Here is a 24,178-nt window from a genome sequence, read left to right on the forward strand (position 1 = left end):
GAGGCGACGTTTTTTTCACATCGTCTCGGCTATGTTCTGCGCCGCGCGCAGGCGTAATAAGCAGCGTCTGCCGTTCCGAAACTTCTAGCGAGTACCCCAGCGATGCGCATCCTGGTCATCGAAGACAACCGTGACATTCTCGCCAACGTGCTGGATTACCTCGAGCTCAAGGGTTACGTGGTCGACTGCGCGCAGGATGGCCTCAGCGGCCTGCACCTTGCCGCCACGCAGGACTACGACCTGATCGTGCTGGACCTGATGCTGCCGGGCATCGACGGCCTGCAGGTGTGCAAGCGTTTGCGCGACGATGCCGGGCGCGACACGCCGATCATCATGCTCACCGCCCGCGATGCCCTGCCTGACCGCATCAAGGGGCTGCAGACCGGTGCCGACGACTATCTGATCAAGCCCTTCGCGCTGTCCGAGCTAGTTGCCCGCATCGAGGCGATCCTGCGTCGCTGCCAGGGATCGCGTCGCCGTCAGCTGCAGGTGGCCGATCTCTGCTACGACCTGGATACCCTGGAAGCCACCCGTGGCGGCCAGCCGATTCGGCTCAACCCTATCGGCCACAAGCTGCTGGCGATCCTTATGCAGCGCAGCCCGGCGGTGGTGCGGCGCGAAGCGCTGGAGGAAGCCGTCTGGGGTGACCACCTGCCGGACAGTGACGCTCTGCGCAGCCATATCCACCAGCTGCGCCAGGTGCTCGACAAGCCCTTTGCCAAGCCGCTGCTGCATACCGTGCACGGCCTCGGCTTTCGCCTGGCGGAGGACTGCAATGCTCGCTAAGCAGCCGCTGGCGCGGCGGATCGTCATCGCCTTCACGCTGATGACGCTGATGGTGAGTGGTACGTTCGCCCTCGGCATCGTCGGCGTGGTGCACTTCATCGAAGAGCAGCTGGTCACCGAGGAGCTGAGTCGCGACCTGGACATCGTGCTCAACGAGGACCTGCCAAACGGCCGGACTCCGCAGCTGGATACCAGCACCCGTTTCTTCGCCTCGCATCTGCCCGAGCACCCGATGCCAAAGGCATTTGCCGGGCTCGGCGAGGGGTTCACCGAGCTGGTTCGCGGTGATGACGCCTACTACGTCTATGTGCGCAACGTCGGCGCTGACCGCTACGTGCTGGTGCAGGAACAGCACGAGTTCGAGGCCCGCGAGGATGCGCTGTTCAACGTCGTGCTGGCCGGCTTTCTGCTCAGCGTGCTCGGTGCCTGGGCACTGGGGCGGCTGATGGCCAACCGGGTGTTGGCGCCGGTCAGTCGCTTGGCCAATCAGGTGCGCCACCGCGACCAGCTGCACCCGCTGGCGCCGCCGCTGGCCTTGCAATATCCCGACGACGAGGTCGGCCACCTGGCCGCGGCGTTCGACAGCACGCTCGGCCAGCTGCGCCAGACCCTGGAGCGCGAGCGGCTGTTCACCGCCGATGTCAGCCACGAACTGCGCACCCCTCTGATGGTGGTACTCGGCGCCTGCGAGCTGCTCGAACAGCAGGCCGCACTGGCGCCAGCCGCGCAGCGACCGCTGGCGCGCATCCAGCGCGCCGCGCGGGAAATGCACGAGCTGGTAGAAACCTTCCTGATGCTGGCGCGGGCACGTCCGCAACAGACGTCCTTGGCCGGCAACGCCAGCTTGCGGAGCGTCGCGACCGAACAGAGCGAGCGCTGGGCACCACTGCTGGCGGAAAAAGGCCTGGCCTTCGAGCTGCGGGAGCAGGGCGAGAACCCGGGCGTCTACAACCACACCCTGCTCGGCACGGTGATTTCCAACCTGCTTCGCAACGCACTGCATTACACCGACCGGGGCACGGTGCGGCTGGTCCTCGACGAAGGTGGCTTTCGCGTCGAGGACAGCGGCGTGGGCATCCCCTTGGCGGAGCAGGAGCGCATGTTCCAGCCATTCGTGCGCGGCGCCGAGGGGCGCGGCGAAGGGCTGGGGCTGGGACTGTCGCTGGTCAAGCGGATCTGCGCCCATCAGGGCTGGCAGGTAGGCGTGGTGCCGCGGCAACCGCAGGGCAGCTGCTTTCAGGTGCGCTTTCATGACGGCGTGGTTTGACGTTTTTTTCACATCCCGTTGACGGGCCCTTGATGTCTGTCTGGTTAGTTTGGCGTTCCGTTTCCAACCGGAATGCCCGCCATGACCACATCGAGCCCCATCGAACTGGAGTTCTCGCGCAAGTACGACCGCCAGCACGCCTACGAATACCTGCACAAGCATCAGGATGGCCTGGCCCGACGGCTGTCGCACTGGCGTGACGAGCAGATGGCGCGCCGCGCACTGAAGCTCGCCGGCGAGCCCGATCTGGTGCTCGATCTGCCGTGCGGCGCCGGGCGTTTCTGGCCGTTGCTGGCCGAGCATCCGAGCCGGATGATCTTCGCCGCCGACAACTCCGCCGACATGCTGGCGATCGCCGAATCGGCGCATTCGTTGGAAGTGCTCAAGCGGGTGGAGACCTTTCAGACCTCAGCCTTCGCCATCGACATGGGCGACAACGCAGTGGACAGCATCTTCTGCATGCGCCTGCTGCACCACATCGCCGACCCGGCGCATCGGCTGGCGATGCTGCGTGAGTTCCACCGCGTCACCCGCGATACGCTGATCGTCTCGCTGTGGGTCGATGGCAACTACAAGGCCTGGAAGCGCAAGCGCCTGGAGCGTCGCCGGCCGGCGAAGGAAAACCAGAACCGCTTCGTTGTCGCGCGCTCGGTGATCGAGGCGGAATTCGCCGAGGCCGGTTTCGACATCCTCGACCGCAATGACTTCCTCCCGGGCTACGCCATGTGGCGGGTCTACGTGCTGCGCAAGCGGGGTTGAACATGAGCCGACCACTCGTATTGCCTGCCCGTGAAGCGCGTACCAGCACCTTCCAGCGTTGGTGGAGCACGCAGGGCGAATGGGTTGAGGAACCCAACCAGCGCCGCGCCGGCGAAAGCGGTGTGCAACGGATACGCCTGCGCGATCCGCAGCAGCCGCTGCTGTACTGCAAACGGCAGATTGGCCACCTGTATCGGTCGCCGCTGCATCCTTTCGGCCGGCCCACGGTGCTGCGCGAACTGCAGGCGCTGCAAGCATTCGGCCGGCTCGGCGTGCAGGTGCCGGAACTGGTCTACTGCGGGACCCGGCAGCAAGCCGGTCAGTGGCAGGCGCTGCTGGTGACGGCGGAACTGGAGGGTTTCATCAGCCTGGAGGACTGGTATCAACAGGACTTGGGGGAGCGCTTCGGTCCGGCGGTACAGGAGCGCATGCTCGCGGCGGTCGGGATCACCCTGGCGCGCATTCATCAGGCACGCTGGCAGCATGGCTGCTGCTATCCCAAGCACATCTTCATCAGGGCTCAGGGTGAAGATGACGCGACCCGTGTCGAGGTCGCGCTGCTTGATCTGGAAAAGAGCCGTCGCCGGCTACGTCGCAGTGCCGCTGCACGGCATGACCTGCGCCAGCTCAAACGTCATCGCCAGGCCATGCCGGAACAGGACTGGCGACGATTGCTGACTGCCCACGGCACGTTCAGCCAGATGCGCTGCGATGTCATCTAAGCCGGCCCGCGTGATGAGCGATGGCGCGGCAAGCGTTGACGTGCCGGTTGGTGGTGCGGTTATGAAAGGGCGCAGCGGGGGGCTGGCGCGCATCTGGTATGCCGCCGGCTACTCCGCCGCCGGCCTCAAGGCCGCCTATCGGGGCGAGGCGGCGTTCCGCCAGCGGGTGCTGCTGAACCTGCGTTGATTCCAGCCGCCTTGCTGTTCGACGTCAGCGGCCTCGAGCGTGCCGTGCTGATCGCCGTGGCGATTCTCGGCCTGATCGTCGAATTGCTCAATTCGGAGGTAAGCCGCAGAAAAAGTGTAGGAGCAGTAACGGTCCGCTTTTGGCCGAAAGCAGCCCGCCGCTTACGGCAGCTTTCGGCCAAAAGCAGCCGCTCGGATATCTCTGCAAAAGCTGGGCTCTTCACTCGACGAAGAAATTGAGCCGTGTTGAGATCTGTGTCTATACTTTGACTGTTCAAAAATCTGGTTTAGCTCTTGGGGTATGGTGCATTTGTCATGCAGTTCTACTGAAGCTGGAGCATCGATTTTGCCTGGCTAGCATCACACAGAAACCATATTTCTAATGGGCAAACAGTCATTTTTTGGACCGCAGCGATATCGATGGATCTCATGAAAGCCAAAAATAAGGAATAGCTATATGTCTGGGACGTTTGAAATATACAACGACAAAGCGGGTGAATTTCGTTTTCGGCTCAAAGCCAACAATGGCCAAGCAATTCTGGCCAGCGAGGGCTACAAGGATAAGTCTGGATGTCTAAATGGAGTCGAGTCAGTCAAAAAAAATGCGCCTGATGATGCACGCTACGAGCGTAAGGCCAGCGGGGCTGACAAGTTTATGTTCAACCTTAAGGCGGGTAATCACCAAGTAGTCGGGACGAGCCAGTCATATGCCTCCGAAGCCTCACGCGACAAGGGTATCGAGTCGGTGAAAAACCACGCACCCGACGCTAAGGTTGTTGAGGTGGGCAATTAATCGCTTCAGTCTGTTCAAAATCACTTGGGCATTTCGTTGAGATGGGCGGCTGAGTATTCTTAATAGCCGCTTTTCCCTGCTCGGATGTGATCGACCGCTTTTGGCCGGTTAGCGACCACTGCTCTGGCTAGCCATGCTTGCCCTCCCACATGTGGAGGACTTGCCATGAAACATCATTGCTACCTGTAGCCGTCAGCCCTGGAACAAAGGTAAGTTGGTCGGGCAGAAAACCCCACTCCGACTGAGAGATATCTGGGCCATCCGAGTAAGGCTTCAAATTGCAGAAAGATCCCGGGATCTGGCTCTCTTCGATCTGGCCATCGACAGCAAGCTTCGAGCCTGCGACTTAACCAAACTCCGTGTGTGCGACGTTGCTCAGTAAGCGCGTGCGCTTCTACTCCACGGTCGATCTGGTCAATCTGCTGGAGCGCGAAAAACACGACGGCAAAGCCGGGCGGATCGCCCAGGCACTGCTGCGCATGGATCTGGTCATCCTCGACGAACTGGGTTATCTGCCGTTCAGCCAGGCTGGCGGTGCGTTGCTGTTTCACCTGCTGTCCAAGCTGTACGAACACACCAGCGTGGTGATCACCACCAACCTGAGCTTCGCCGAATGGTCGAGCGTGTTCGGCGACGCCAAGATGACCACCGCCCTGCTGGATCGGCTGACCCACCACTGCCACATCGTCGAAACCGGTAACGAGTCCTATCGCCTGCAACACAGTAGCTTGGCGGCCCAGGCCAAGATCAAATCACGGGAGCGAAAGCGTAAGGGCGGCCAAGAACCGGAGGACGATGAGCCGTTCTGATTTCATGGCGACGACGGCCTGCTACATGGCTGCGTGTGGCAGGTCTTAAACAACTGAACTGGGCTAGCGAAGGAGTGGGGGCAACAGCAGCTGCGCTGGTAGACTTATCCACAGTTGCTGGTAACAAAATCAGCAATCCGTCCTGGGTCAAATTTCAATCGGCAGGGTGGGTCAATTTTCCATCAGCGCCAACACCAGTACCTGCAGGAAGACCCGGCGACGGTGCTGAGCATGCTCTGGCACGGCTTCCCGGTGCTGCGGCTGCTGGCCGCCTGGCTCGCGGCGAGCGCCGCGCTGTTCGCGCTGTTCGGCTGGCTGGAGCGCCGCACCCGCGCCGCTCCGGTGAGCCTGGCGAGCGCGCCGGCCCGCCGCGGCGCGAGCTGGCCGGCGCGGTTCGCGGTGTTCGGCGTGTTGCTGGTGGTCAGCGTGGTGGCCGCGCGCGGCACGCTGCGTCAGGGCCCGCCGCTGCGCTGGGGCGATGCCTTCACCACCGCCTCGACCTTCGCCAACCACCTCGGGCAGAACGCCACGCTGTCGCTCTACGATGCGGCGCGCAACCGCTTCTCGAGCCATCGCGACAACAGCTGGAAGGCGACACTGCCGGTTGCGGATGCGCAGGCGATCGCCCGCGAGCTGCTGCTGACCGCCAACGACCGGCTGGTGGACGCCGAGCTGGCGCCGGTGCGCCGTGACTTCCAGCCGCCGGCGGACGGCCAGCTGGCGGTGCGCAACGTGGTGGTGATCCTCATGGAGAGCTTCGCCGGCCGCTATGTCGGCGCGCTCGGCAGTGCCGACGGCATCACGCCGAACTTCGACCGCCTGGCCGGCGAGGGGCTGTTGTTCGAGCGCTTCTTCGCCAACGGCACCCACACCCACCAGGGCATGTTCGCCAGCATGGCCTGCTTTCCCAACCTGCCGGGCTTCGAGTACCTGATGCAGACGCCCGAAGGCGGCCATCGCTTCTCCGGCCTGCCGCAGCTGCTCGGTGCGCGGGCGTTCGACGACGTTTACGTCTACAACGGCGATTTCGCCTGGGACAACCAGGCGGGGTTCTTCGGCAACCAGGGCATGAAGCGCTTCGTCGGCCGCAACGACTACGTGAATCCGGTGGTTTCCGACCCGACCTGGGGCGTTTCCGACCAGGACATGTTCACCCGCGCCGCCGAGGAGCTGGGCAAGCTGGATAACGGCGCGCCGTTCTATGCGCTGCTGCAGACGCTGTCCAACCACACGCCGTATGCGCTGCCCGAGCAGTTGCCGGTCGCTGCTGTCGAGGGGCATGGCGCGCTGGATCAGCATCTGACGGCGATGCGTTATTCGGACTGGGCGCTGGGGCAGTTCTTCGACAAGGTGCGTAACCAGCCTTGGTTCAAGCAGACCTTGTTCGTGGTGGTCGGCGACCACGGTTTCGGCGCGCCGGAGGAAGTCACCGAGATGGACCTGCTGCGCTTCCACGTGCCGCTGCTGCTGATCGCCCCGGGCGTCACCGAGCGTTTCGGCAGCCGTCGCGAGGTGGTCGGTACGCAGGTGGACGTGGTGCCGACCATCATGGGCCGCCTCGGTGGCGAGGTGCGTCATCAATGCTGGGGCCGCGATTTGCTCAGCCTGCCGGCGGACGATCCGGGTTTCGGCATCGTCAAGCCGTCGGGCAGCGACCAGACCGTGGCGCTGATCCGCGGTGATCGGGTGCTGGTACAGCCCAAGGAGCAGCCGGCGCGGCTGTATCGCTATCGCCTGGGCGGTGAACCGGCTGGCGAGCGGATCGCCGCTGCCGAGGATCAGCCGCAGCTGCTGCGCCAGCTGCACGCCTACCTGCAGACCGCCACCGCCAGCCTGCTGGCCAACACCAGCGGAGATCGCAGCGGCGAGGGCGAGTCGGAAGCGGTGGCCGCCGAGGTGCCGCTCGCGGTGAAAGCGGCCCCGCCGGCACGGCCGGACAAGGGTTGAGCGCGGCGGTCGATCAGTGTTCCAGCGGCTTGAAGCTGTCGTCGGCGAAGTAAGTGGCGTAGTCGCCCAGCGCGCCGACCACCGTCACCGCGCCGTCGCGCTGACCGGCCGGGGCGCCGCTCATGGCGTCGGCACCGGCGAGCAGCTGGGCGATGATCAGGTGCAGCTGCGCGTCGGCCTCGGCGCTCAGCTTGCAGTTCTCCACCATGTAGGCGACCTGGCCGCGCACCGTCTCGGCCAGTTCGCCGTAGCGGGCGGCGGGCAGACGGTCTTCGTGGATCGCCGGCAGCGCCTGGCGCATATCGTTGTTGATGGTGCCCATTGCCTGGCGCAGCGGCGCGTCGGTGGCCCAGCGCTTGCCGGCATCGAGTTGCAGCGCCGGCGCGCCTTCGCCGTGGCCGTGGTCATGGCTGGTGGCGGCGAGGCTGGTGCCGGCGTGGCCGAGGGTGCCGGCGAGGATGATGGCGAGGGCGAGAGCGTAAGGTTTGCGGATCATCGATAGAACTCCATTGAGCGAGCCGGCGAAGTGCGGCTCCTGATGTTCTAACGCAGGCGCGACGGTTTTGTTCCATCGCGCCGTGCAATCCGTCATTTGCGGTGCAATTGCTCGATGCTGTCGGCGCCGAACGACTGCTGCGTGAGCACCTGGGCGAGCCGCGCGCGCTGCTGCGGTTCGAGGATCTCGCGCTCCTGCAGCAGCTGGTCGATGAGCAGGCGCTGCTGTTCGTTCTGCAGTTCGGCGATCTTCGCCTGCTCGGCGTCGATCACCGTGCGGTCCACCTGTTCGGCGAAGATCGCCTCGATCAGCCGGTTGCGGTGTTCGCCGAGGCTGGCGTTGGAGGCGCGCAGGTAGGCCAGGAACGGCGCCTCGGCATCGTGCCAGCGCTGCAGCTGGCTGGCGCTCAGTTGCAGCTCGCGCGACAGCTCGGTCGGTGCGCCGGAGGGCATCGGCAGGCCATCGCGACTGAGTTTCTGCCAGCCAAGGCCGGCGAGCACGCCGACGTTGACCAGCACGGACAGGACCAGGGCATTGCGCAGGGTGGTGTTGCTCATTTCAGGTTTACCTTCAGGTAGCAGAATTCGGGGCGCGCGCAGAGCGCGCCGGGTGGGGTGCTGCCGAGGACGGCGAGCAGGTCGTGGCTGGGTGAGCTGCCCGGCGGCTGGCCGGGCAGGGCATAGCCGAGCAGCAGGCCGAGCAGGACCGACGCCGCGGCGCCGATACCCTGCGCCCAGTGCCGGGCCCACCAGCTGCGCACGGGCGGCGGCGCGAAGGGCCGCTGCAGACGCGCCTGCAACTCGGCCGGCAACTCCGGGCAGGCCAGCGCACGCAAGCCCTGGCCGAGCCCGTCGAGTTCGGCCAGGGTGGCGCGACACTGCGGACAACCCGCCAGGTGGGCGGCGGCGTGGCGCTGTGCGGCGGCGTCGAGTTCGTTGTCGAGGTAGGCGGACAGGATCGCCATGTCCAGATGCTCAGTCATCGAGGGTGCCTCCGTTGGCCTGGCGATAGCCGTGCAGCAGCGCCTCGCGGGCGCGTGCCAGGCGCGACTTGACGGTGCCGGCGGCGAGCTGCAGCGTGGCGGCCAGTTCGTCGTAGGCCAGCCCCTCCACCTCGCGCAGCAGCAGGATCTCGCGCTGTTCGTGGGGCAGGCGGGCTAGCAAGCGTTCCAGCAATGCCAGATCGCGACCGGCCTGCAGTCGGCTCAGCGGCGATGGCGCTGGATCGACCGGCTCGGCCAGTTCCTCCGGCGCCACGTCGACGTAGCGTTGCCGCTGGCGCAGCGTATCCAGCGCGGCATTGCGTGCGATCTGCAGCAACCAGGTCTGCAAGCGTGCTTCCGGGCGCCATCTGGGCAGCGCCTGGAAGGCGCGGATGAACGTTTCCTGAGTCAGGTCAGCGGCCTCGTCGGCGCTGCCGAGCAGGCGACGGAGGAAGTGGAAGACCCGCGCCTGATGGACGCGCACTAGCGTGCCGAACGCCTGGCGATCACCACGCGCGGCCTGCTGGATGAGGTCCTGTTCGCTGTCGTTCATTAAGCGCTCGTCTGGGTTGACCGCGCAGGGCGCCGCTAAAACCTGCTGCGTTGCCAACGCCTCGGTTTTTACCGGTGCCCGTGCGCTGCCGGCCGGGTTGCCGCAGGGATATAACGCAACGGTTGGCGAAATGTTCCGGCTATTTTTGTCTCAGCGCGGAATCTTCACCCGGTCCTCGTCGAAGTCGCCTTTTTCCGCGTCGCGATGGCAGGCCACGCAGTTGAAGCGGCCGCCGACCGACTCGCGGGCGAACTTGGCTTCGCTGAGCTCGTCGTGTTTGTGCTCGAACCAGCGCGTCTGGCTGATGCGTGGCGGCTCGCCGGCGGTGGGTGACGGCTCCACCGGTAGGCGGTTGGCGGCCGAGGCGCGGACCAGGAAGTCGAGGATTTCCTTTTCCTGCACCGGGTCCAGCGACGCGTTGCTGCCGTAGTGATCGCCCAGGGTGCGCATCTGCTCGCGCCAGGCATCGGCAGGCAGCAGGCCGGGAGAATAGAGCATGTGGCAGGCCGCGCATTCTTCCTTCCACACCAGCGGTGCGTCGCTGGGTACCGTCAGGCGCTTGGGCCGCTTGTAGCCCTTGCGCTCTCGATGGTCGTCGTCATCGGCGAAGCTGAGGCCGGCCAGTACCAGGGTCAGGCCCAGCCCGGCGACGGCAGCGAGGGGTGCGATCTTCATGGCAGGCTCCTTATCTGATGCTGTCGATCCAGCTGATGAAGTCACCTTTTTCCTGCGCGGTGCATTCACGGGCGTAGACGTCGTCGCAGTTGCGGCGGAACCATTTCTCGACCTTCTTCAGGTCGGTGAAGCGCTCGGGGTTGGCTGCCGGCGCCAGCGGATCGACCTTGCGATGCGCCGGCGTCTTGCCGGGCTGACGCGGGTCGGCGGTGTGGCAGGTGGTGCAGCTCATGGTCTTGCCATTGCGCTGCTCCTCGGCGAAGTACAGCGCCTTGCCGCGCTCGGCGGAGAAACCGGCGAAGTTCGGATTCTCCTGACGCGCCTGGGCGGCGTAGCCGGGCAGCAGTGGGTGTTCGGTTTCGGCCAGGGCGGGCAGGCTCAGGCAGCAGGACAGGAGGATGATCCAGCGGGCTTTCATGGTGCGCTCTCCGGTTGGGAATGAGTGCAGCCTAGGCGCGCCGCCTTACGCCAAGCTGAACCGCAGCGGCTGGCGGCGTTCAGTTTCGTTTCAGCTCGCAGGAATACAAAGGCGGCATCCATTCAATGAGGATCGCCGTCGTGGCTGCTTTCAATCGTTTCCGTCTGTTCCACTGGCTGCTGGCCGGTTTCTTTCTTGGCGCCTACCTCAGCGGTGACGACGCCGAGACGCTGCATATCTGGCTGGGCTACGGCCTGGTGGCGCTGTTGGTGTGGCGCCTGCTGATCGTGCCGCTGCGCCTGCGCGGCTTCCCACAGCTGCTGCCGCCGAAGGGCCAGCGGAGCAAGCCGGGCCTGTCGAGCGTCGGCAAGTGGCTGACGGTCGGCGCGCTGGGCAGTTTCGCCATTGCCAGCGTGGTCGGCCTGGGTATGGTCGACAACGGCGATGTGCTGGCCGCCCTGCCGGGCGTGGGGCCGGATGTCTTCGGCGCTGCCAGCGACATCGATTTCATCGGCTGGATGGGCGATGCCGAGGAGGTGCACGAGTTCTTCGCCAACCTGGGGCTGTGGCTGATCGGCCTGCATGTCGGCTATGTGCTGCTGTTCCGCCGCAAGTCGGTATGGCCGATGCTGCGCGGCGTGCCCAAGGCGGGGCCGGCTTCGACTGCACCTTCGGCTTCGACGTCGACACCGGCAACGACGTCGGTCGCGACCGCGTTCGCATCGGCGCCAGCGCCTGCCGCCGGGGAGTTCACCCGTCTGCGCATCGTCTCACGCCAGGCCGAAACCGCCGACAGCTGCTCGTTCACCCTGCAGGTGCCGGCCGCCCAGCGCGCACGCTTTGCCGCGCAGCCGGGGCAGTTCCTCACGCTGAAGGTGCCCGCTGCCGAGCCGGCGCTGCTGCGCTGCTACTCGCTGTCGCAGCGACCGCAGGCGGATGGCGCGCTGCGCATCACCATCAAGCGGGTGCCCGGCGGCCGCGCGTCGAACTGGCTGCTGGACAACCTGCAGGCCGGCGATTGCATCGAGGCGCTGCCGCCGGCCGGCGTGTTCGTGCCGCGCAACCTGGATGACGATCTGCTGCTGCTCGGCGCCGGCAGCGGTATCACGCCGCTGATGGCGATCCTGCAGGCGGCGCTGGTCGAGGGCAGCGGGCAGGTACGGCTGTTCTATGCCAGCCGCGATGCCGCCTCGCTGATCTTTGCCGAGGAGCTGGCCGAGTGGTCTGCGCGTTACCCCGATCGCCTGCAGCTGCGCATCTGGCTCGATGCCGAGCAGGGTGTGCCGAGCGGCCCGGCGATTGCCACGAAGATCGCTGACTGGTCAGCCGCCGACGCCTTCATCTGCGGGCCGCAACCGTTCATGGATGCCGCGGGTGCCGCGCTGGGCGAGCGGGGTGTGGATGCGGCGCGTATCCATCTGGAACGCTTTGCCGCCGCAGCGCCGACGGCCGCACCGGGCGGGCGCCGCAGCCGCCTGCGGGTCGCGCTCGACGGTCGCCGTCACGAGCTGGACGTGCCGCGCGGCGAGGTGCTGCTGGAGGCCATGGAACAGGCTGGCCTGCAACCGCCGAGCGCGTGCCGCTCGGGTGTCTGCGCCGCCTGCAAGTGCCGGGTGGTGGAGGGCAGCGTGAGCATGCGCAGCAACCAGGTGCTGAGCGAAAGCGAGGTGCGTCAGGGCTGGGCGCTGGCCTGCCAAGCCGAACCGCGCAGCGCCGAACTGCAAGTCGAATACTGACGTGTGGGAAAGGCCGCTGGCCGTTTTCCACCCTGCGCATCGGGTGATCGACGGGGCGTAGGGTGGATAACGGCGCAGCCTTATCCGGCAGTACCTGTGCCTCTGGCCGGTGGAAAAAGCGATTGGCCATTTGCCGAGGGTGGAGTGGCGACGGTCACCGATGGATTTGCCGCAGGCCGAGCCGGCGCCGTGGCAGGGGTAGATCTCGATGCGTTCGCCGAGCGGCAGGTAGCGGGTGAACAGCGTGGCGTAGAGCTGCGCTGCCAGCTGCTTGGTGCTGTCCTCGCCGAGCAGGTCGGGGCGGCCGACGTCGAGGTTGAACAGCGTATCGCCGGTGAACAGCGCGAAGGGCGCTTCGCCCTGCTGGCTGTCACGTAGCAGCAGCGAGATGTGCTCGGGGGTGTGGCCTGGCGAGTGCAGCACTTCCAGGCTGACCTGACCCAGTTCCAGCACCTCGCCGTCGTCCACCTGACGCAGCCCGAAGGCGTAGTCCGCCGATGATCTCGGCGCCGCAGCGTTCGGCCAGCGCCTGGGCGCCGGAAACGAAGTCGGCGTGGATGTGCGTCTCGATGGCATAGGCGATGCGCAGGCCCTTGTCGCGCGCCAGGTCGAGGTAGACCTCGACGTCGCGCCGCGGATCGATCACCGCGGCGACGGCGGCCTTGCTGTCGCCCACCAGATAGGAAATCTGCGCCAGACCTTCGGTGTAGATCGACTCGAATACCAGCATGCGTGTGCCTCCGTAATCCGTGAGGGTTACGGATGTGAGCGCCGGTTGGCCGCCGGCGTTCAATCGCAGCGGGTCACTTGCGGACCAGCAGCACCCCGTGGTTTCGTCGGGGATGCGCTCCAGGTTCAGCCCGGCAAACTGGCGCAGGATCGTGGTTTCGTACAGCGCTTCCTCCATCGCTGGATCGCTGTAGCCGAACCAGTTCTGCAGCAGATGCACACGCAGCATCGCCATCAACGGGTAGGCCGGACGGCCACCTTCACCCTTCGGATAATGTGGCTCGATCAAAGCAATCAAGCCCTTCCACGGCACCACCCGATCCATCTCGATCAGGAACAACTCCTTGCGGGTTTGCTTGCGCTTGCCAGCGTACTCGGCGTCGGCGAAGGTCATCTGCTTCATCGGGAAACTCGGTGGGTGGGGTCGCGGTATTTTGCCAAATCAGAAAGTCTTTTTCAGAGTTTCCCTAGGCTGACAAGCCAAGCGCTGGATCGCAACCATCCATCACCTTATCCAGCTAGATCTGCCTCCTCCAATAAGTGCCGCACAAATCCCGGCGGGTGCAGATTTCCGGGAGGTTTGCGCCAGATCAGTTGGAGACGCTTTTCAAGCCCCGGGATGGGAAGAGCTACCAGCGCGCCACTGCGAACTTCGTCTTGTACTGCGGAAGCCATCACCAACGACACGCCGAGTCCCGCCCTCACTGCTTGTTTGACTGCCTCGGTGCTGCCTAGCTGCATACCGCTGCGAGGCACGCCCAGTTCGCCAAAGTATTCGGTCAGAAGCCGTCCGGTACCGCTACCCGGTTCACCTCCCAGCATCGGCAGGTCCACCAGACGATCACGTTCTATGCACCCTGCTTCAGCCAGCGCATGGTCGGGGCTGACGATAAGCACCAGCGGCTCGACCCGCCAGAGGCGGTATTCGAAGTCGGGGTGAGGTAGCCACCATTCCATGATCGCGGCGTCGAGCTGGCCCGCCAGTAGCTGGTCGGCCACATCCGGGTTGGCGGCGATGCGCAGATCCACCTCGCCCCTCTCATTTGCGGTCGTCAGATAGTTGCGCACGAATGGCTGGAGAAGGTAGGTGCCGATGTTGGAGCTGGCCCCGACGCGCTCACGATTGCCATGCAGGGCTTCTAGCGCCCGGGCGTGCATGTCGAGCAAGGCGGTCGCATGCGGCATGAAGGCCAGCGCCCGTGTGGTAGGCTGGCAGCCGCTACGACTGCGCTGCACCAGCGTTACGCCGACCTGCTCTTCAAGCTTCTGCAAGTGCTGCGACACCGTCGGCTGGGCCAGCCCCAACGCCCTCGCCGCGCTCTGAAAACTGCCTGTTTGAACGATCGCTACCAGGCTCTTCAGCCAGACCGGATTCAACATGCGGCAGGCTCGGCCTTGGGCAGACGGTTCGCAGCGTTGATTGGGCGCGCACCTGCCAATACCTGGATGATGTTCTGCGCTGCACAACGTTCAATCTCCAGGCGCACCGCGCGCACTGCCGACCCTATGTGCGGAGTGAACAGCGTATTCGGATGCGCGAGCAGCGCAGGATCGATCAGCCGCGGCCGGTCCGCGCGAGCCCAGTCTTCCATTTCGAATACATCCGCCGCATACCCGCCGAGCTGGCCTCGCTCAAGCGCCGCGAGCACGGCGGCTTCATCCACTACCGAACCACGACAGGGGTTTACAAGCAGAGCGCCCGGCCGTACGAGGGCAAGCAGCTCGGCGTTGACCAGATGCTGGGTATCGGCATTCAAGGGAAGCGCCAGCAGGATGAAGTCCGAGCTGGCGAAGAGTTCGCTGCACGCCACCTGGCGCAGGCCGAGCCGTTGCTCGGTTTGTGTATCCAGAGCCTTCGCCTCGTGGTACTGCAGGGTCGCGCCCCATCCCTGCAAGCGATCAGCCATGGCCAGTCCGATGGCGCCCATGCCAAGGATGCCGACCGTAGCGTTATCCAGCCCCGTGCCGTAGAACTGTGGTTGCCAGCCCTGGAACTCGCCAGAGCGGACGAACGCATCTGCTGCCCGCAGATGCCGCCCCAGCCCCACCGCCAGTCCGATCGCCAGCTCGGCAGTCGGGACCGTCAACAGATCAGGCACGAAGGTCAGCCAGACCCCGCGGGCAGTACAGGCGTCCACATCGAAATTGTCGAAGCCCTTGAGCGCGCAGCCGACTACACGCAGCTCAGGGCAGGCTTGAAGAAAGTCTGCATCGACCCGATCGGGCATGAACGCCATCATCGCCTGAGCATCGCGACAGCGGCGCAGAATTTCCTCGCGCGTCAGCGTGCTGTCGGTCTGGTTGGTCATCAGCTCGCAATGTGGCGCCAGCAGTTGCAGGATCTCATCGTGTACTCGGTGAGTTATAACGAGTTTCGGCAGCATGGTTTGTCCTATTTGAAACGTTTGCGCAGCACGCCACTGAAGGCGTCTACTAGCGTGACCATGGCCAGGATGACCAGCAGGATTGCTGCAACCTCCTGGTACTGCATGATGCGCAGCGAGCCCATGAGTTCGAAGCCGATACCGCCGGCGCCAACCATGCCCATCACGGTGGAGGCGCGAAAGTTGTATTCCCAGCGGTAGATCGCCACGTCGGCGAACTGCGGCGTCACCTGTGGCAAAACCGCGTGCAGCAGCACTTGCATCGGCGTAGCCCCCGCCGCCCGAGCGGCTTCCACCGGCGCTTCGTCGACGTGCTCGATGGCCTCGGCGAAGAACTTGCCGACCATGCCGACCGAATGCAGACCCAGGGCAAGCACGCCCGGCAAGGCGCCGAACCCTACGGCTGCAACGAAGATGATGCCCATGATCAGCTCCGGCACCGACCGCAGGGCATTGAGCAGCACCCGGGCAACACCGAACACAAGGGGGTGCGGCGCCGTATTGCGCGCTGCAACGAAGGCCACCACCAGCGAGAACACCACTGCGATGGCCGTACCGGCGATGCTCATCGCCAAGGTGTCGATCAAGGGGCGAATCCAGCTTCGATAGCCCGAAAAGTCTGGCGGCATGGCCTCGCCTGCCAGGGTCGCGATGGAGGGCAGCCCGTTCAGCAGCGTGGTGGCATCGAGCAGCCCCACGTACCAGCAGGCCAACAGCACCACTCCGAATACAATCGCCACCTGCCCCAGCTGGCGCCACCAACCGAGGCCGAAGCCTCGAAGGATGTGCTCGCGTTGCTCTGCAGGCAGCGCCTGCACGTCGTAATGAGTAGACATATCGGTGCTCACATCGTGGCGAAGTCGAGGCCGAGCAGCGATCCCATGTTGCGGATCACATCGTAGTCGGCGTCGGTGATTGGCGCGAAGGCCTCGGCCTTGAAGTTGCGCAGCACTTCGGGATCGTCGATACCGACGAATACATCCCGCACCTTGGTTTTCAGCTCGGGGCTCAGGTTCGAGCGCATCGCCCAGGGGTACTGGGGGTATTCGCCGCTGTAACCAAGTACTTTCACCTTGCTCGGATCGATTAGGCCACGTTCGGCTACGTGATTGAAAATTACCTCCGACAGCCCACCCGCATCGGCGTTGCCGTTCGCCACGTTGACGGCAACGGCGTCATGCGTGCCCACAAAATGTTGTTCGTAGTCCTGCCCACCCGTCAAATCGGCCGTCTCAAGAAGCACGGTTTTGGGAATCAAATGGCTGGACGTCGATGCCCGGTCACCATAGGCCATCTTCTTGCCCTTAAGGTCGGCATACTCATTCACGCCTGACGCCACATTGGCGATAATCACCGAGCGATAGGTCGGCTTGCCGTCGATGACCATGGCAGCGAAGGGCTCGATGTCGCTTTTGCTTTTGGCCATGACGTAGGACAGCGGACCGAAATACGCCAGGTCGATACGGCCAAAGCGCATCGCCTCAATCATCGAGGAATAGTCGGTGGTTACGATCAGCTGCACCTTCTTGTCCAGATGCTCTTCCAGATAATCCTTCAGCGGCTGGTTACGCTTGATCAGCTCGGAGGCGTTTTCGTCCGGCAGCAGGGCAACCTTTAGCACATCCGGATCGGCATCGGCCGCTAGGGCGGACAAACTTGAAACAGCGGACAGCAAGCAAGTCAATAAGAGCGCGGATAAGCGTTTCATCGGGACATCTCCAGTGAAGGTTCGAGCATGACAGGTGGTTCAGCCGGAGCATTCGCTGGCTGAGTCGTAGAGCGGCCTGCATAGATGCGCTCAAGCTGCGCATCGGTGAGTTCCGAGGGCGCGGCATCGAAAACGATCTGAGAATCGGCCAGCCCGACGACGCGATCGGCGAAGCGGCGGGCATATTCGAGTTGATGCAGCGAAACGATGGCGGTGATGCCGTCTTCCTTGCAGATGTCGCGCAGCAATCCGAGAACACGGACCGAAGTGGCCGGGTCGAGACTGGCTACCGGCTCATCGGCCAGAATGATCGCCGGCTGTTGCGCTAGCGCACGCGCGATGCCTACCCGCTGCTGCTGGCCACCGGACAGTTTGTCCACCCGGCTTAGCGCCTTGTCTGCCAGACCGACCCGAGCGAGGCAACTGAGCGCAATCTCCTGATCGGCACGCGGCAGAGGAAACAGCGAGCGGAGCGTGTTGTGAAAGGCCAGCCGACCGGTAAGCACATTAGCCAGTGCGCTTTGACGTTCGATTAGCTGGTGGTGCTGAAAGATCATGGCGGTACGCCGACGATGCTGACGCAAGGCCGAGCCGCTGCCGAGCTCACCGAGTTCGCTGGTGACACTGCCGCCAGTGGGCGTGACGAGTCGATTGAGACTACGGAGCAAGGTCGACTTGCCTGCGCCCGAGAGACCAAGCAGCACGGTGAACTCACCACGCCGAAATGCAATCGAGGTATCGCGTAGGGCTGTCACGCCGCCTGGATAGACGACGCTCAACCGGTCGACCCGCAGCACGGCGTCCTGTATCGGATGGGGCGTCATTTGATCACCTTTCGCAATATTGCTGGCCGCACAATTGCGGTTCGCGATGCAAAGGGTAGAAATTCCTTGTTAACGCACTGCTTCTAAAGGATGACATTTCGATGAATACTTCGAATCTGCCGTAGCGGGGCGGCAAGCGAAGCCGTGGAAGAACGGGCGCAACGTAGCGTCTTTCTTCACGCGGGATACAGGAGGCTTTGATTGATACTGCTGCGGATTCGCTACAGTAACGTTGGGCCAGAACGTAATGCCATCCAAGCAAGAGAGCGCACACTAGGGAAACACGGTCTGCTCTCGCCGCCTGGATACATCAAGCACAGCTCCGGAGCCAGGACTGCCTTTTCCCGAGCAGGCTGCATACATCAGACCATCTATCCACTCGTCAATACGCTCGTATCGTCAAAGGCTGGGTAAAAGCCATTGGCCTAGATCCTGCCATATATGGCACACACACGATGAGACGTACGAAGGCATCGCTGATCTATCGCAGGACGAAGAACCTACGGGCGATTCAAATTCTGCTCGGCCATACGAAGCTTGAGAGCACCGTCCGATATCTTGGGATTGAGGTCGATGACGCTCTGGAAATGGCGGAGCAGACCGAGGTCTGACCATATATTGCGACGGTCGAAGTCAGACCGTCGCTAACCGGCCAAAAGCAGCCAGTGGCTAACGGCAGAGTGTGAGCAACGGCAGTGTCTACATGGAATGAGTACACAACCAATCGGACACCCTCTAACCGGGGCATGACCGTGGCCATATTTGACGGGCTCACCCGCCTGGTCTGGCTTCCGCGGGACACAATGATCGTTGAGGACCAACTGAAGCCTTTTGCGAGGCAAGGCACGAAACCTCCCACCGCGCGAGACATGCATCTGCACCTTCTTCCTTGGCCTCGTCAGGAATTGCTCAACCTCGGCAACGTCGAAGTGGAGATGCGAGTAACCCTTTCCTACTTCATTGAGCCAAACCCGGGCATCGCCGAGCGCGGCATCAAAGGCCGCTATCGCTACGAGTCGCATGGTCTTCGATTTGACGTAAGTCGCCCTAATGAAGACAAGGACCAGTTCCGGCAACGCATCAACAAGCGTGCTCGGGATGAGGAGGAAGGTGCCTATCAGGGAGGCGGCTCAGACCCCTGTTGGCTGCTTGGCACCCAAACCAGGCATCGCGACTCACTTCATTCGGACATATGGCGGGGTACTGCTGCTGACCTAGCAGGCCGCGGCATGCTCGGCATCTATCCCGCCTTGGGCTGGTGGAAAACTTTGGTCAAGCATCAGCGTTACGACGATACCGTCAGGTACAGCCTCGTAGTATCGATCAAGACACAGCAAACCAACGTTGACCTTTATGCTGCCGTCGAGCAAGTAATAGAGGCCCAAACGGCGATTTACGTTTGACCATGCCACGCTCGGTCCCACTAAGGATGGTCTGAAGTAGCCATGTATTTCTGGCTGACTTCAGCTTCCGCCGATTTTGAAAGCGGAAAATCGACCAAAAACGATCAGATCACCGCTCATTTCTGTGTTTTAGCCGCCGCGAGCACCTCGCGGCGGCCATTCCCCGCATTACAGGCGCACCTCTCCCGCGTTGGTCAGTAAATGTCGGCGCGCCATCCACAGATTCGACAGCGCGAACAGCGTGACCAACTGAGCGGTGTTCTTCACCAGCCCGCGGAAGCGCACCTTGGTATAGCCAAACTGCCGCTTGATCACGCGGAACGGGTGCTCGACCTTGGCGCGTACTTGGGCTTTGGCCTTCTCGATCTTGCGCTTGGCTTTGTATAGCGCGCTGCGCTTATCGAGCTTCTTGTAGGTGCTGCGGCGTGCCGCGATCTGCCAGATCACCTGACGCCCCTCATGCTCGGGACGCTTCTCAACGCCGGTGTAACCAGCGTCGGCGCAAACCACATTCTCGTCGCCGTGCAGCAGCTTATCGACCTGGGTGACATCCGCCACGTTGGCCGCCGTGCCCACCACGCTGTGCACCAAGCCCGATTCGTCATCCACGCCGATGTGCGCCTTCATGCCGAAGTAGTATTGCCGGCCTTTCTTGGTCTGGTGCATCTCCGGGTCGCGCTTGCCGTCCTTGTTCTTGGTCGAACTCGGCGCGTTGATTAGTGTGGCATCGACGATAGTGCCTTGGCGCAGCGACAGGCCGTGGTCACCCAGGTGGCCGTTGATCACAGCCAGGATGTCGGCAGCCAGCTCATGTTTCTCCAGCAGCCGGCGGAAGTTGAGGATGGTCGTTTCGTCGGGGATGCGTTCCAGGTTCAACCCCGCAAACTGGCGCAGGATAGTGGTCTCGTACAGCGCCTCTTCCATCGCTGGGTCGCTGTAGCCGAACCAGTTCTGCAGCAGATGAACCCGCAGCATTGCCATCAGCGGATAGGCCGGTCGGCCGCCTTCACCCTTGGGGTAATGGGGCTCGATCAACGCAATCAAACCCGTCCACGGCACCACCCGATCCATCTCGATCAGGAACAGCTCCTTGCGGGTCTGTTTGCGCTTGCCGGCGTACTCTGCGTCGGCGAAGGTCATCTGCTTCATCGGAAAACTCGGCGGGTGGGATTGGGCACATTTTGCCAAATCAGAAAGTCTTTTCAGAGTTTCCCTAAGAGACTAGTTACTTCCACCGAGTCTTGAGCAACGCCTATCTTTGAAGCAGGGTCGACTTGAGGCGTAGAAAATCACGTTTACGCGGTTTAGCGCAACAATATTGTTCGTCGTAGGTTATGCACATTGGCCAATCCTGACCACACATTAAATCGTCCATTAGAAAGTACCAGTTAGGTTATTCTCTGATCACGCTGGCAATCGACGAGAGACTTGTGAATGGAATCCATGTTACGTTTAACTTACATGTATGTGCTAAGCAGGAGTTGTAACGGTGCATCACAAGATTCCATTTTTTCCACATTCACTTCCTGATGAAACATTGCACTCAAGAGTTTCTCGCTACCATTTTCTATCAGGCAACAAAACACAGCCATTGACTTTCCGAGATGCATTCGACGCTGCCCCGTTTCCTTTGGACGTTGTTGTCCCGAAGAAAATATCTCAGCTAGCTGAACGGCTCCCAGGAGAAGCTGAAGAAAACCTTAAAAGCTTGCTAAATACCAATACACTTCTGCCATTGTTTACATCATTTCTTGGAACCGAGGACTCTCACAAAAAACTTAACCAAGAAACTTCTACAACCGCGCTGTCACGAGTTCCTCAGCGCGTGGTAGGCGTGCATGGCACAGCTAAACTCTGCATCACATGCTGCCAGAGCGACGAAACTGAGTTTGGCTCCAGTTATTGGCATAGAGCTCATCAAATACCAGGAGTTTCCAGTTGCTGGAAGCACTGTGAAAGCTTGATAAGCTCATGTCTATTTTGTTCCAAGCCGTTTTATACGAAGAATCGAATTCTAACGATGCCGTGGCTGCCCTGTGAGTGTGGCTGGTCTGTTAGTACAAACACGTGCAGCAAAATCGCTCCCGTACTTGAGAACGAATTCGCTATGTTCTCCAAAGAGCTATTGCACGGAGACGTTCCTACTATCTCGCAAGAATCCCTTGCGCAAGCGTACAGAACACAAGCTTCCATGCTAGGGCTCCGAGCTGGCAGCCTAGTTTCACAAGCATCACTATTCAAAAGTATAGTCGAAACTTTTGGAGATGAATTTCTCTGTCAAGCAGACGCTGCATACGCTGCCAAGAAGACAAAAACGTGGATTCGTCTTTCTACAATAGATAATCAACTAGATATGCCAGTAACACGGCATTTGATACTAAGCTTTTTCCTATTTCGCGATTTCAACGTATTTAAAAGCGCTCTACAAAATCAACAGACCTTGCCTCTCGTAAGAGCTCGCAGGACAGATTCAAAGCATCCAAAATCGACGGAAAGTAAAAGCTCGGTTTACAGGGCTAAGATACAGCAGATCGTAAACCGCTGGCCAAATTCAACACTAGAAGACTGCTGGAAGAACTCTTTGAAGGCAACTTCATGGCTTTTTAAACATGATCGTAAGTGGTTAATCACCTATTTAGCTGGAACGACAGAGCCTGATACTAGCATCGCCGATCTTAGTTATGCAAAGACCATAGAGGACGGAATTGAGGGTCTTTACTCGCTTTCTTCTAAACCTAAAAGAGTAAATATCGGGAATATTCTTTCTCTTCTACCTAAAAGGTTGCCGGGTGGGCGAGACAGGGAAAAACTTTATCCTGAAGTTTCAAAAAAGGTTAAAGAACATCATGAATCCCTTTGGCACTTCCATGTCCGGCGGATAATATGGGGAATACACGAACTCAAAAGGCTCGACCTTAATCCGTCAATTGTTAATTTAAGTGATTTGATAAAAATTAATAAGATTAGCTGTAATTCGATTCTCAGCCATTTTGGCTGGAACATCGAGGTGATGGTAAATCAAAAGTTTAGCCACCTAGATGAAATGAACAAATTTTCAATCACGCGGCAATGGTCGGGCCCTGTAACGGTTGATGCAGGCTATGCCGGCCGAGCTTATCAAAAAGCTCGTATGGTCAAATTAGACTAACCCCATATGGCTAAGCTTCGTTGATCAATCTCATGAGATACGAAGCTGCATTTCCACTGGGTGGGCGAATGGCTGCGAACCTCAACAAGGTCGCAGCACCAAAACTTGCCTTACGTGCGCGTAATTCTTTAGCAGCCCATTCTAATCTGCGGTGATGAAATTGATCTTTTGATTCACAGCTTGCCTTAAGCTCCATGCTGCATCGAGGCAACTTAGGCAATTTTTTCTCGAACAGTGTGGAAGAATTCAGCTCACGTCCTATCCGCGAAACAGAGATCCGAAGTGGCTTCCCTGGCCGAGCCCTAAGGCTCCGCGCGCACTCTCGGATTCGACGCGACAACTCTTTATCCAGCCTTGCCCAGTCAACAGCGGCGGTGCGCTTACGAGCGATCCTTCCGATGCGATGGAGCTTTTCTTTCAGCCAATCTCTATCGTTACGGTAAAGCCAAGCGTAATCGGTGCACGCCTGAGCTGTCGTGTTCCTCTCACGTTCCATAATGAAACGAGTACGGCGGTTCTCTCGGTCTCGCTCCACTCGCAACCCTGACAACATGTCTTTAAGGCCGGTTTCCATCCTCAGTACTCGATACACCGACGTCAATGAAACACCACAATCCGTAGCTACTTCAGCAAAGGATTTCCCCGCAATTACCTGATCCCGGATTTGCGCTTTGAGGCCTGGCAGGAGAATGGACGGGCGAGAACGGACACTTAATCCAAGCTGAACAGCATGGACGTGCAGTGTAGAGACGCTCACGCTTGTCACAGCCGCAATCTGCCGAAGAGAACGTCCTTCCGTGTACATTTCCTCAAGCGTCTCCATTAGTCCACCAGTTCCGCCGGTCGCCGTGTTCGCAATGCTGCCCACCGTGGGGACGAAGGAAACAGAGCGCCTAACGGTTAGATGATCGAAGCTGAGTCCAAGCGCATCCGCAAGAACTAAATAATGCAGCGGGTGATGGGCACCTCTTGGCTTTCGCAACAGCTTGAGGATCCAGGAGGGAGCTTGTTTTGCGCTCGCTGGGCACAGTCGCGAAAACTCCCCTGTGCTGGGCAACGCTTTGAAGTAGATAGCTAACATTTCAGCCAACGGCGTCAGTCGAAGCCTGCCATTGGAACTCACGAGCGCACGGACCTGTGCCCCCCTCAACAAATTTTGCTGGACCATGTCAGGTTGCAGTGGGGCAGAGTCTCTATGGAGTACTGACCATGACAGAGCCGCGAGACGATGAAGAGCGTTTCTCTGAAGCGCACTGACCTTTAGTGCAAGGGTGTGCGCCTGTAATTCATCGTCAGTAGGCAGGAAGCACCGCGTAGCTTTATCCCGGAGCCAAGCCGGTTCAACGATTAAAAGGCGCTGTACGTGATGGGGGCATATCCACACCCCAGGTAGCTGATGTACGCGATGCCAGTAGGATTGACCATGTCTTTGATCATCCTCTTCAAGACATGCCGTGCAAAACCTAACCCGAACGTATCTTTCTAGAGAACTTGCAATAAGCCCAAGCCTCATCTTCAACCCTTGGCCGTTCCTGCTCTCCATTTGACGGCGCGTCATCGCTAGCTGCTCTGACGACATAAATGGTTGGAAGTAAGGGAGCAAAGTATGTCGAGAGATGAGAGCGTTGGCGTCCAGCCCAGTAACCGGGTTGAGAAGCCTTTCTGATTCTTTTAAATGGCAAGGGAGGCTAGTGTTTCGGGTAAAGGCGTAGCTGTGCTCAACGTTGTTGAATGCTTGGCGGACCGAAGCAAACCCAGTCAGCCGGCAATAACGACTTAACAGACTGTGAAGTGTTTCGTCTGGGAAGGGAGCTAAGAAAAAGCCTGGTCCAGTATCCATCCCCCACCTCAAA

Annotated in this window: 20 protein-coding genes and 8 pseudogenes; 13 read left to right on the forward strand and 15 right to left on the reverse strand. The window is 61.1% G+C overall.

The features are described 5' to 3' along the window. Nucleotides 1-102: 102 nt before the first annotated feature. The 9 genes and pseudogenes from C1896_22200 to C1896_22240 all read left to right on the forward strand — a co-directional run bounded on the left by C1896_22200 (nt 103) and on the right by C1896_22240 (nt 7,269). Nucleotides 103-786, forward strand: a complete 684-nt coding sequence (locus C1896_22200; GenBank protein ID AZZ47412.1) for a DNA-binding response regulator — start codon at nt 103-105, stop codon at nt 784-786. After that, entirely contained in the window at nt 776-2,053 is a 1,278-nt protein-coding gene (locus C1896_22205; GenBank protein AZZ47413.1) for a sensor histidine kinase, read from the forward strand. Before C1896_22200 ends, C1896_22205 begins: the two co-directional genes overlap by 11 nt. Before the next feature lie 81 nt (nt 2,054-2,134). Continuing rightward, the gene (locus tag C1896_22210; GenBank protein AZZ47414.1) at nt 2,135-2,812 is read left to right on the forward strand and encodes a class I SAM-dependent methyltransferase; all 678 of its coding nucleotides are present in this window, start codon (nt 2,135-2,137) and stop codon (nt 2,810-2,812) included. Nucleotides 2,813-2,814: 2 nt separating this feature from the next. Beyond that, nucleotides 2,815-3,534 (forward strand): InaA protein, encoded by a 720-nt coding sequence (locus C1896_22215; protein ID AZZ47415.1) that lies wholly within the window; start codon nt 2,815-2,817, stop codon nt 3,532-3,534. 13 nt (nt 3,535-3,547) lie between these two features. Beyond that, a pseudogene (locus tag C1896_22220) lies at nt 3,548-3,822 on the forward strand (diacylglycerol kinase). Between the two features lie 355 nt (nt 3,823-4,177). Beyond that, nucleotides 4,178-4,513 carry a DUF1508 domain-containing protein gene (locus C1896_22225; GenBank protein ID AZZ47416.1) on the forward strand — a complete coding sequence of 112 codons (336 nt, stop codon included), beginning with the start codon at nt 4,178-4,180 and terminating at the stop codon, nt 4,511-4,513. A 172-nt stretch (nt 4,514-4,685) separates the two neighbouring features. After that, nucleotides 4,686-4,889, forward strand: a pseudogene (locus C1896_22230) (integrase). 4 nt (nt 4,890-4,893) lie between these two features. After that, nucleotides 4,894-5,322: pseudogene (locus C1896_22235) on the forward strand (AAA family ATPase). Between the two features lie 177 nt (nt 5,323-5,499). After that, nucleotides 5,500-7,269: pseudogene (locus tag C1896_22240) on the forward strand (hypothetical protein). Nucleotides 7,270-7,282: 13 nt separating this feature from the next. Here C1896_22240 and C1896_22245 read toward each other — a convergent pair. The 6 genes from C1896_22245 to C1896_22270 all read right to left on the reverse strand — a co-directional run bounded on the left by C1896_22245 (nt 7,283) and on the right by C1896_22270 (nt 10,393). Then, nucleotides 7,283-7,765 (reverse strand): hypothetical protein, encoded by a 483-nt coding sequence (locus C1896_22245; GenBank protein ID AZZ47417.1) that lies wholly within the window; start codon nt 7,763-7,765, stop codon nt 7,283-7,285. Nucleotides 7,766-7,857: 92 nt separating this feature from the next. Next, complete coding sequence (locus tag C1896_22250; GenBank protein ID AZZ47418.1) at nt 7,858-8,322, reverse strand: hypothetical protein; 465 nt, start codon at nt 8,320-8,322, stop codon at nt 7,858-7,860. After that, nucleotides 8,319-8,747 (reverse strand): hypothetical protein, encoded by a 429-nt coding sequence (locus C1896_22255; GenBank protein ID AZZ47419.1) that lies wholly within the window; start codon nt 8,745-8,747, stop codon nt 8,319-8,321. The genes C1896_22250 and C1896_22255 overlap by 4 nt, the downstream gene beginning before the upstream one ends. After that, the gene (locus C1896_22260; GenBank protein AZZ47420.1) at nt 8,740-9,300 is read right to left on the reverse strand and encodes an RNA polymerase subunit sigma-24; all 561 of its coding nucleotides are present in this window, start codon (nt 9,298-9,300) and stop codon (nt 8,740-8,742) included. Before C1896_22260 ends, C1896_22255 begins: the two co-directional genes overlap by 8 nt. Nucleotides 9,301-9,450: 150 nt before the next feature. After that, nucleotides 9,451-9,975, reverse strand: coding sequence for a cytochrome C (locus C1896_22265; GenBank protein AZZ47421.1), 525 nt, complete (start codon nt 9,973-9,975; stop codon nt 9,451-9,453). Nucleotides 9,976-9,985: 10 nt separating this feature from the next. Beyond that, a complete protein-coding gene (locus C1896_22270) occupies nt 9,986-10,393 on the reverse strand; it encodes a DUF1924 domain-containing protein (GenBank protein ID AZZ47422.1) in 408 nt (135 codons plus the stop codon). A gap of 140 nt (nt 10,394-10,533) precedes the next feature. On the opposite strand from C1896_22270, the gene C1896_22275 reads away from it, so the two are divergent. Next, nucleotides 10,534-12,129, forward strand: a complete 1,596-nt coding sequence (locus C1896_22275; protein AZZ47777.1) for a ferredoxin:oxidoreductase FAD/NAD(P)-binding protein — start codon at nt 10,534-10,536, stop codon at nt 12,127-12,129. Between the two features lie 132 nt (nt 12,130-12,261). Here the strand turns inward: C1896_22275 and C1896_22280 are convergent. From C1896_22280 to phnC, 7 genes and pseudogenes are all read right to left on the reverse strand, one after another. Further along, nucleotides 12,262-12,859, reverse strand: a pseudogene (locus tag C1896_22280) (MBL fold metallo-hydrolase). Between the two features lie 96 nt (nt 12,860-12,955). Further along, a pseudogene (locus C1896_22285) lies at nt 12,956-13,261 on the reverse strand (IS5/IS1182 family transposase). Between the two features lie 107 nt (nt 13,262-13,368). After that, entirely contained in the window at nt 13,369-14,238 is an 870-nt protein-coding gene (locus C1896_22290) for a LysR family transcriptional regulator (GenBank protein ID AZZ47423.1), read from the reverse strand. After that, nucleotides 14,232-15,242, reverse strand: a complete 1,011-nt coding sequence (locus tag C1896_22295; GenBank protein AZZ47424.1) for a phosphonate dehydrogenase — start codon at nt 15,240-15,242, stop codon at nt 14,232-14,234. Before C1896_22295 ends, C1896_22290 begins: the two co-directional genes overlap by 7 nt. A gap of 8 nt (nt 15,243-15,250) precedes the next feature. Continuing rightward, on the reverse strand, nt 15,251-16,078 hold the full coding sequence (gene phnE / locus C1896_22300) for a phosphonate ABC transporter, permease protein PhnE (protein ID AZZ47425.1): 828 nt from the start codon (nt 16,076-16,078) through the stop codon (nt 15,251-15,253). Between the two features lie 8 nt (nt 16,079-16,086). Then, entirely contained in the window at nt 16,087-16,950 is an 864-nt protein-coding gene (locus C1896_22305) for a phosphate/phosphite/phosphonate ABC transporter substrate-binding protein (GenBank protein AZZ47426.1), read from the reverse strand. After that, a complete protein-coding gene (gene phnC / locus C1896_22310) occupies nt 16,947-17,774 on the reverse strand; it encodes a phosphite import ATP-binding protein PxtA (GenBank protein AZZ47427.1) in 828 nt (275 codons plus the stop codon). Before phnC ends, C1896_22305 begins: the two co-directional genes overlap by 4 nt. A gap of 278 nt (nt 17,775-18,052) precedes the next feature. Here phnC and C1896_22315 point away from each other — a divergent pair. Both C1896_22315 and C1896_22320 read left to right on the forward strand, forming a co-directional pair. Next, a pseudogene (locus tag C1896_22315) lies at nt 18,053-18,385 on the forward strand (integrase). A gap of 189 nt (nt 18,386-18,574) precedes the next feature. After that, nucleotides 18,575-19,177, forward strand: a pseudogene (locus C1896_22320) (hypothetical protein). Nucleotides 19,178-19,345: 168 nt separating this feature from the next. On the opposite strand, the gene C1896_22325 reads toward C1896_22320, so the two are convergent. Then, complete coding sequence (locus C1896_22325; GenBank protein ID AZZ47428.1) at nt 19,346-20,326, reverse strand: IS5/IS1182 family transposase; 981 nt, start codon at nt 20,324-20,326, stop codon at nt 19,346-19,348. Nucleotides 20,327-20,666: 340 nt separating this feature from the next. Here C1896_22325 and C1896_22330 point away from each other — a divergent pair, with 340 nt between their 5' ends. Further along, nucleotides 20,667-22,325, forward strand: a complete 1,659-nt coding sequence (locus C1896_22330; protein ID AZZ47429.1) for a hypothetical protein — start codon at nt 20,667-20,669, stop codon at nt 22,323-22,325. A 10-nt stretch (nt 22,326-22,335) separates the two neighbouring features. Here the strand turns inward: C1896_22330 and C1896_22335 are convergent, their stop codons facing one another. After that, on the reverse strand, nt 22,336-24,165 hold the full coding sequence (locus C1896_22335; protein AZZ47430.1) for a hypothetical protein: 1,830 nt from the start codon (nt 24,163-24,165) through the stop codon (nt 22,336-22,338). Nucleotides 24,166-24,178: the final 13 nt, after the last annotated feature.

Source organism: Pseudomonadaceae bacterium SI-3, from assembly GCA_004010935.1.
Classification (GTDB): domain Bacteria; phylum Pseudomonadota; class Gammaproteobacteria; order Pseudomonadales; family Pseudomonadaceae; genus Stutzerimonas.

What these genes read in the sequence shown, in the direction of transcription:
- C1896_22250 (AZZ47418.1), bottom strand. Translation starts at nt 8,322, where the DNA reads ATGAGCAACACCACCCTGCGCAATGCCCTGGTCCTGTCCGTGCTGGTC.
- C1896_22200 (AZZ47412.1), top strand. Translation starts at nt 103, where the DNA reads ATGCGCATCCTGGTCATCGAAGACAACCGTGACATTCTCGCCAACGTG.
- C1896_22205 (AZZ47413.1), top strand. Translation starts at nt 776, where the DNA reads ATGCTCGCTAAGCAGCCGCTGGCGCGGCGGATCGTCATCGCCTTCACG.
- C1896_22260 (AZZ47420.1), bottom strand. Translation starts at nt 9,300, where the DNA reads ATGAACGACAGCGAACAGGACCTCATCCAGCAGGCCGCGCGTGGTGAT.
- C1896_22290 (AZZ47423.1), bottom strand. Translation starts at nt 14,238, where the DNA reads ATGTTGAATCCGGTCTGGCTGAAGAGCCTGGTAGCGATCGTTCAAACA.
- C1896_22295 (AZZ47424.1), bottom strand. Translation starts at nt 15,242, where the DNA reads ATGCTGCCGAAACTCGTTATAACTCACCGAGTACACGATGAGATCCTG.
- C1896_22265 (AZZ47421.1), bottom strand. Translation starts at nt 9,975, where the DNA reads ATGAAGATCGCACCCCTCGCTGCCGTCGCCGGGCTGGGCCTGACCCTG.
- phnE (AZZ47425.1), bottom strand. Translation starts at nt 16,078, where the DNA reads ATGTCTACTCATTACGACGTGCAGGCGCTGCCTGCAGAGCAACGCGAG.
- C1896_22245 (AZZ47417.1), bottom strand. Translation starts at nt 7,765, where the DNA reads ATGATCCGCAAACCTTACGCTCTCGCCCTCGCCATCATCCTCGCCGGC.
- C1896_22210 (AZZ47414.1), top strand. Translation starts at nt 2,135, where the DNA reads ATGACCACATCGAGCCCCATCGAACTGGAGTTCTCGCGCAAGTACGAC.
- C1896_22215 (AZZ47415.1), top strand. Translation starts at nt 2,815, where the DNA reads ATGAGCCGACCACTCGTATTGCCTGCCCGTGAAGCGCGTACCAGCACC.
- C1896_22270 (AZZ47422.1), bottom strand. Translation starts at nt 10,393, where the DNA reads ATGAAAGCCCGCTGGATCATCCTCCTGTCCTGCTGCCTGAGCCTGCCC.
- C1896_22305 (AZZ47426.1), bottom strand. Translation starts at nt 16,950, where the DNA reads ATGAAACGCTTATCCGCGCTCTTATTGACTTGCTTGCTGTCCGCTGTT.
- C1896_22335 (AZZ47430.1), bottom strand. Translation starts at nt 24,165, where the DNA reads ATGGATACTGGACCAGGCTTTTTCTTAGCTCCCTTCCCAGACGAAACA.
- C1896_22325 (AZZ47428.1), bottom strand. Translation starts at nt 20,326, where the DNA reads ATGAAGCAGATGACCTTCGCCGACGCAGAGTACGCCGGCAAGCGCAAA.
- C1896_22225 (AZZ47416.1), top strand. Translation starts at nt 4,178, where the DNA reads ATGTCTGGGACGTTTGAAATATACAACGACAAAGCGGGTGAATTTCGT.
- C1896_22255 (AZZ47419.1), bottom strand. Translation starts at nt 8,747, where the DNA reads ATGACTGAGCATCTGGACATGGCGATCCTGTCCGCCTACCTCGACAAC.
- phnC (AZZ47427.1), bottom strand. Translation starts at nt 17,774, where the DNA reads ATGACGCCCCATCCGATACAGGACGCCGTGCTGCGGGTCGACCGGTTG.